This window comes from Corallococcus llansteffanensis (assembly GCF_003612055.1).
Lineage (GTDB): Bacteria > Myxococcota > Myxococcia > Myxococcales > Myxococcaceae > Corallococcus > Corallococcus llansteffanensis.
In genome coordinates this window covers 1-6,759 of sequence record NZ_RAWB01000544.1, presented here as the reverse complement: position 1 = coordinate 6,759, position 6,759 = coordinate 1, and the positions used below count along the sequence as shown (strand labels likewise).

At 70.8% G+C, this 6,759-nt stretch carries 5 protein-coding genes; 1 reads left to right on the top strand and 4 read right to left on the bottom strand.

Translation table 11 applies throughout. The features are described 5' to 3' along the window. Positions 1-1,167, bottom strand: a 1,167-nt coding sequence (locus tag D7V93_RS34575; protein WP_147451500.1) for a serine/threonine protein kinase, incomplete at its 3' end; no start/stop codon positions are given. Further along, entirely contained in the window at positions 1,164-2,078 is a 915-nt protein-coding gene (locus tag D7V93_RS34570; protein WP_158623933.1) for a DUF2381 family protein, read from the bottom strand. The genes D7V93_RS34575 and D7V93_RS34570, both read right to left, overlap by 4 nt. 516 nt (positions 2,079-2,594) lie before the next feature. Between D7V93_RS34570 and D7V93_RS34565 the strand changes: the two genes are divergently transcribed. Beyond that, a complete protein-coding gene (locus tag D7V93_RS34565; RefSeq protein WP_120647433.1) occupies positions 2,595-3,041 on the top strand; it encodes a hypothetical protein in 447 nt (148 codons plus the stop codon). Between the two features lie 158 nt (positions 3,042-3,199). Here the strand turns inward: D7V93_RS34565 and ppsA are convergent, their stop codons facing one another. Together ppsA and D7V93_RS34555 are read right to left on the bottom strand one after the other, a co-directional pair. Further along, positions 3,200-5,557: a phosphoenolpyruvate synthase gene (ppsA, locus tag D7V93_RS34560; RefSeq protein WP_120647432.1), complete on the bottom strand. Its 2,358-nt coding sequence runs from the start codon at positions 5,555-5,557 to the stop codon at positions 3,200-3,202. A 186-nt stretch (positions 5,558-5,743) separates the two neighbouring features. After that, positions 5,744-6,759: PepSY domain-containing protein (locus tag D7V93_RS34555; RefSeq protein ID WP_120647431.1), on the bottom strand; the 1,016-nt coding region annotated here is incomplete at its 5' end.

Genomic DNA, 6,759 nt, shown 5'->3' with positions numbered 1-6,759 from the left:
CGTTCGCACCGTGGGCGGGGGCGAACGTTCTGGCGCTGTGGCCGGGAACTCCTGGGGGGAGGACGCACCGCCGCGCACCCAGGGGATGACGACAGCGGAGGCCAGGACGGTCGCCCCAACGAGCGCCGCGGCCCGGGACCACCGGGCCCGACGGATGGGCGTGGAGGGCACGGGCGGAGGCATGGATGGCTCCACGACAGCAACCGGCACGGACTCCCTGGGCACGGGCGGCGGGTGGATGGGCTTGTCCCAGGCGGCATCCTCCATCGTGGCCAGTTCCTCCAACTCTCGGCGCAACGCCTCGCCCGTGGGGTGCCGCTCGTGGGGGGATTTGGACATGAGCCGGCGCACCACGTCTCCGAGGGCGGCGGGCACGCGCGGGTTGAGCTCGTGCGGGGCTGGTGGCACGCGCAACTCGATCTCCATGTTGAGGCGTGGGCGCTCCTGGCCCGGCTGGAAGGGATCCTTGGCGGTGAGCGCCTCGTAGAGGCAGATGCCCAGTGAGTAGAGGTCGTCGCTGGCCTTGAACGCGTACCGCGCCTCGGGGTTGTTGCGGTTCTGGCGGAGGAAGCGCAGCGACTCGGGACTGCGGTAGTGGGGCGTTCCCGGAGGCAGCGGGCCCTCGGTGAGGGGCTTCGCCATGGAGAAGTCGCCCGCGCCGAAGTCCAGCAGCACCGGCTCCGAGTCCCTGCGGCGCACCAGGATGTTCTCCGGCTTGAGGTCGCGGTGGAAGATGGAACTGCGGTGCGCCTCGTCCAGGACCGCCGCCAGCCGGGCGAAGAGTCGCGCCACCTCGCGGGGCGTGGGGCTGTGGCGCTCGGCCCAGGCCGAGAGGGTGTCTCCCTCCACGTAGTCCATGACGATGTAGAAGTGGCCCTCCACCGGGTCGGGGTAGCGTCCGCAGGCGTGGAGGCGCACCACGTTGGGGAGGTGCGAGAGCTGAACGAGGATGACCACCTCGCGCTGGAAGAGTCGCGCGTCCGTCCTGGCCGGATCCTCGCTGACCGGGCGGCGCAGGGAGAACTTCATGGCGCAGCGTCGCCCCTCCTTCTCCACCACGTAGACGGCTCCGAAGCCACCGGTCCCCACGCGCTCCACCACGCGCCAGCCATCCACCTCATCCCCTGGGATGAGGTAGGCCGGGTGATGCGGGAGTGCTTGCGTCATGGCTTCACGGCCTGACTGCTGGGCCTCTCCAAGGAGATGGAAAGGCGCCGGCCCGAGGCCGTCTCCGACAGCTCCAGGAGGAAGCGCGCCCCGGCCGCGGCGGACGGGGGCTCGGCTTCCATGACCACGAGCCCCTCTTCCCCAGCGCCAAGCCGCGCGGGGTTCATCCGCGCCACGCGCACCTGCACCGCCTCTTTCGTCTTCATGCTCCTCAGCGTCACCTTGTCCGGGGACCAGGGCGGCTGGCCGGCAAGGTTCTCCAGGCTCACCGCGAGCAACATCCACTTCGGCGTGGCCTTCATCCAGTTCCCGACCGCCAGCTTCAGTCCACTCACGCCCTCCGCCTGGGAGCTCGTCTTGAACCAATTGACATTCTTGAGGTCGGCCATGCCCAGCGAGCCCGCGAGGACGAGGCCCACGAGCCCGTCCGTCTCGCACCGGGCACGTAGCTCCGCCAGCTCCGCCTCCCGGGCCTCGCAACGGGCGCGGACCTCGGCCAGCTCCTTCTCCAGCGCCTCGGTGGGTTGAGCGCGGCGACTCACGCGGACGTGGCTGTCCACCTGCGCCACGTCGGAAACGAGGGCAAGCGAGGCCCCCTCTGGCGCAGCACCGTCCACGAAGTGCACTCGCAGCAGCGCCGGCTCGTTGCCCAGCTCCACCAGGGGCTCCACGGTGACGCTCGTGTCGCCAACGTCCACCCGCCGGACGCGCGTGCCTTCACCGTCCAGCGTCACCGAGTCCCGGACCAGGGCGGCATCGAAGACGATGGTGGTGAGGAGCCCCGGTGCCACGCGCACCCGGAGCGCCGGGCCGGTGGTGCTGCCATGCAGGACGAGCCGCTGGGTGTTGATGACCTGCCGCTCGTGGGCGGCTGGACGAGGCTGGGCTCCCGCCACTGCGCTCGCCAGCAAGGGGACGAGTGCCAGGACGGCCCACAAAGCGGGTTGGGACAAAGTCGAGCAACCTCCTGGGTCAACCCTACCAGCGAACCTGGCCCAGTTCCGTGGCTCTCCCGCACTTCGTGTGGTTCCCCTCGGGGGAATAGGCAGACGCGGCAGGCTGCCAGCGGGGCGAATACGCCCTGGGAATGGAAACGCTGTACTCCCTTCCTGGTTGTCGATTGGAGCGGGTGACGCGTAGCAGCTCCGCGGAGGTTGTCCTCGCGGTGCGCCTGGAGGGCACGGGAGCACGATGCCCCTCTTGCCAGACGCCCAGTACTTCGGTGCATGGCAGCGCTCAAGCTTCTCAAGCGTCAGAGGTATGGCCGCGCCAGCTTCGAACTGCTGCGTCGTCGCGTGCTGCTCACCGTCTGAAACTCCGGCCCACACGAAGTGCGGGAGAGCCGCCGGATCCGGGCAAGCTCACTGGACGCTCGGGAGAGGAAGCAGTGGTAGGGCTCAACGCATCCCGAGGAGGTATGGAAAGACATGAGCGAACAGGACGACGTCAAGGCCACGTTCAAGATGCTGGCCGGGCAGGCGATCGACAGGGCATGGAACGCGCGCGATTCTTGGGTTCAGGTCATCGACGACTGCATGGAAGCAATCGTGCCGCTACTGCAGAAGCTCGTGCGCTCTCCTGAGCAGTTGGCCCTTCAGGTACTGCGGACGCGCTACGAGATCACGCGGCAGTTGGTGGCTGCGATGCGGACAAAGGTCGCTGCGGCAGCGAATCTGACGCCCGACTTCAAGCGACGCATGGATGCGGAGATCGAGAACCTGGGGCGCCATGAGGACTACCTTGCGGCGACGCTACGTCACACCGAGTCGCTCACCGAGACGAAGCGCAATAGCTGGGTGCCGCGCGCGGCCCTTGTCATCGCCAGCACGTCGCTGCTCTGGCAGATCATCGCGGCGCTGTGGCACCTGAAGTAGTGAGCGCCCGAGCTCTCGGGCCGTGCCGCATCGTCCAGCGCCTCACGTGGAAGCACGTGGGGTAGGTCACTCTTCCGGTCACGAGAGGTCGAGCTTGCGGACGCCGAGTCCACCCACTTCCTGCTCGACATCGACGTAGCGCCCGGTGGACTGGGCTGCTACCGGGGAGCCCGGGCCGCATCCAGCAGGAGCCGCCGCTCCGCCGCGGCGATGACCGTCCGGGCGGCCCCGGCGGCCGCGGGGTCCACGGAGATGGAGGTGATGCCCGCGCGCACCAGGTGCTCCGCGAACTCGGGGCGGTTGGAGGGCGCCTGTCCGCACAGGGACGACGTGATGCCCGCTTCGCGGCTGGCCTGGATGATGCGGACGATGGCATCCAGCACCGCCGCGTCCGCTTCGTCGAACAGCTCCGCGCACATCTCCGAGTCCCGGTCCACGCCCAGCATGAGCTGGGTCAGGTCATTGGAGCCGATGGACACGCCGGTGATGCCCATCCGCGCGTACTCGGGGATGCGGTAGACGACGGAGGGCACCTCCGCCATCACCCAGCGCTCCAGCCCGCGCTGGCGTCCCAGCGGGCTTGCGTCCACGGCCTCCAGGCACGCCTCCAGCTCCCACTTCGTGCGCACGAAGGGGATCATCAAGTGGAGGTTGGGCGTCTGCTCCCGCACGCGGGCGAGCACCTCCAGCTCCAGCTGGAACACCTCGGGTTCGCGCAGGTAGCGGTAGCAGCCGCGGAAGCCAATCATCGGGTTGGCTTCGGGGGCCTCGAAGTCGGCCCCGCCCTGGAGGCCCCGGAACTCGTTCGTCCGGAAGTCCGTCGTGCGGTACACCACCGGGCGGCCACGGAACGCGCGCGTGATTTCAAGCAGCGCGCCGGACATCCGCTCCACGAACTCGCGCTGGCGTCCCTCGGCGATGAGCTTGCGCGGGTGCACGCCGCCCAGGGCCTCCGTGAGCATGAACTCCGCGCGCAGCAGGCCCACGCCGTCCACCGGGAGCGCCGCGGCCTCGCGGGCCTGGCCCGGCAGCGCGAGGTTCACGTAGAGGCGCGTGGCGAGCACCTCCCGCGCCACGGCTCCCTGGGGAGACAGCCCCGCCTGCGTCGGCGTCCCTGGGACGGCTCCGCCGGTCGTCTCGCCCCCGACGCGGCCCTCCAGCACGGCGCCGGTGGAGCCGTCCACGGTGACCTCCTCCCCGTCGCGCAGCACGCGGGTGGCGGTGCGCGTGCCCACCACGCAGGGCTTGCGCAGCTCGCGGCTGACGATGGCCGCGTGGCACGTCATGCCGCCGCTGTCGGTGACGACCGCCCCCGCGCGCCGCAGCGTGGGCACCCAGTCCGGAGACGTCATCGGCGCGACGAGGATTTCACCCGCCTGGAGCCGCTGGCCTTCCTGCGCATCGCGCAGCACGCGCACGCGGCCCGTCGCGAGGCCCGGTGCAGCGCCCAGGCCCGACACGAGCGCCTTGCCCGGACCCGCGCCGTGCGGGGGTTCCTTCAAGCCCGGGCCGATCGTCGTCACCGGACGCGACTGGACGAGGTAGAGCCTGCCGTTCTCCTCGGCCCACTCGATGTCCTGGGGCGCGCCATAGTGCCGCTCCACGCGCAGGCCCAGGCGCGCCAGCTCCAGCACCTCCACGTCGCTGAGCACGCGCTGCCGGGCCTGTTCGGCGGAGAGGTCCTCGCGCCGCTCGCGGCCCACGCCGTCGCGCACGAGCCGGAAGGCCTTCTCTCCCACGCGCGTCTCCAGGATCCGGGGGCCCTGCCGGTCCACGACGTAGGTGTCCGGCTCCACCTGTCCGCCCACGACGACCTCGCCCAGGCCGAAGGCGCCTTCGATGACGAGGCGGCGCGGGTCGCCGGTGGACGGGTCCACCGTGAACATGACGCCCGAGCGCGCCGAGTCCACCATGGCCTGCACCACCACGGCGATCTCCGGCTCCTCCGTGAGGCCCTGGGCCTTGCGGTAGGAGACCACGCGCTCGCCGTAGGCCGAGGCCCAGCATGCCCGCAGCCGGTCGAGCAGCGCCTCGTCGCCCACCACGTTGGTGAACGTCTCGTGCATGCCCGCGAAGGACGTGGACGCGGTGTCCTCGGCGGTGGCCGAGGAGCGCACCGCCACGGCGCGCTGCTCGCCCAGCCGGTGGTACGCGGCGAGCAGGGCGGCGCGCAGTTTTTCGGGAAGGGGCGCCTGGAGCACCACGCCGCGCAGCGCTTTGGTGACGTCGGCGAGTGACTGGGCGTCGTCCGGATCCACGCGCCGCCACAGCTCGCGCAACCGGGGGCGCACGGGCTCCATGGCTTCATGGAAGGCGGCGGCGGTGACGACGAACCCGATGGGCACGGGCAGGCCGGCGCGGGTCATCTCGCCCAGGTTGGCGCCCTTGCCTCCGGCCTGGTCCACGTCCTTGCGCGACAAGGCGTCGAACCAGAGGAGCAAGGGGTGCGAGGCCGCCTCCGCCGAAGGGACCTGCGGGTGCTGTTGTTCGGGATGGGTCTCGGCGGAGGGGTCCATGGTCGCGGCTCCAGGAGTGGGGCGTGGAGGGGCGCGAGCCCACGGCCCACCGAGCGTCAGCGGGTTCCCACCCGCTCACCTGTCCTGTCGCGCCGCCCTGTGGAACCTGGAGATCGCGTGCTCACGTGGCATGTCCACGCGAGCAGGCCGCCGGGGGCTCCCGTCCTCGGGCCGGGGGTTCCCGGGTCAGTGGTGATCGGCTTCCGCGTCGGTCGTCACGGTCGCCGGAGGCGCCGCGGGCTTCGGCTCCGCGGCGGGCGCGGGCTTCGGCTTCGGAGGCGCGCCGCCGCCCGGGCCGGTGCGCTTCTGCACGTTGCCGAACTGGAGGTCCGCCAGCGTGCCGCCAATCACCGCGAGCCCCAGCCCCATCGCCAGACTCAGGGCCCCGATGCCCAGCACGCGCGTGGGCCTCATCTGCCACCACATGAAGAGGCCCGACAGCGCCCAGAAGACGATCATCACGCCGGAGATGTCCGCGAACAGCGCCCACAGCCACATGATGCCGAAGTTCACCGGGTAGTGATGCAGCACGTGCAGCTTCGTCAGCAGCTCATTGGCGCTCAGCACCCGCGCCGCGTCCGCCGGCCGGCCGTCCACGCGTCCGGAGCCCAGGTCATACGTCACGTTCCACGCCTGCTGGTTCGCATCCAGCATCTTGAAGCGCAGCTCCGGCGCACCCCGGGGGCTCGCCTTGGGCGGCGACTTCGCCGGCACGTCCAGCTTCGTCAGGAGCGGCGCCAGCTTCGCCTCGACCGCCGCCATCGAGTACTCCGGCAGCGTCACCGTGGAGCCCGCGAACGGCGCCTCCAGCTTCGGCTTCGGGGACACCGTGCTGCGCGTGGACACCGTCGCGCTGCCCTCGTCCAGGTTCACGATGACGATGTTGTTCACGCCCTCGCCCGGCGCGAGCAGCACCGTGAAGCCGGAGAAGCGCGGGTCGCTGCTCGGCTCCAGCCGGTAGGCGCCGCCCTGGGCGTTGAGCTGCTCCACGAGCTGCTTCGCCACGGCCTCCGGTGCCACGGGCGCCATCCCGGTGAGCGCCTGGAGCTGCTCGGCCGGCACCTCGCGCACCGCCACGTCCTCGCCGACGTCCGGGTGGTTGAAGAGCACGCCGCTCACGCCGAAGACGATCATCCAGGGGAACAGCAGCAGCCCCAGGTACATGTGCGTCCGGCGCACCCACTTCATGATCAACGGGTAGC

What these genes read in the sequence shown, in the direction of transcription:
- ppsA (WP_120647432.1), bottom strand. Translation starts at nt 5,557, where the DNA reads ATGGACCCCTCCGCCGAGACCCATCCCGAACAACAGCACCCGCAGGTC.
- D7V93_RS34565 (WP_120647433.1), top strand. Translation starts at nt 2,595, where the DNA reads ATGAGCGAACAGGACGACGTCAAGGCCACGTTCAAGATGCTGGCCGGG.